The organism is Lactobacillus nasalidis, from assembly GCF_016587775.1.
GTDB lineage: Bacteria > Bacillota > Bacilli > Lactobacillales > Lactobacillaceae > Lactobacillus > Lactobacillus nasalidis.
On sequence record NZ_BOCG01000038.1, the window covers coordinates 1 to 232 of the forward strand.

1 pseudogene is annotated in these 232 nt (G+C 59.9%); it reads left to right on the top strand.

What is annotated here, in order from left to right:
* Nucleotides 1-232, top strand: a pseudogene (locus tag lacNas_RS00275) (PTS sugar transporter subunit IIC); the annotation flags it as partial.

The following is a 232-nucleotide window of genomic DNA, read 5'->3' on the forward strand; positions in this document are numbered from 1 at the left end:
GCTGTACATCTTGGGCGTCAAGGCCAGACTGGGCCTGCGGATCCAGTCGCAGATGCCGCCGGCGCAGGTGGCGGCTTTTGAGGCCGCGATTCCGGTCATGCTGGCTCTTTTTATAGTCGGCGGGCTGAACTATCTTTTCCAGACCATCACCGGCCAGTACTTTGGCGACTGGCTGCTGGAGATCATCCAGCTGCCGCTGCTCAAGCTGGGCCAGGGCTTTGTCATGGTGATT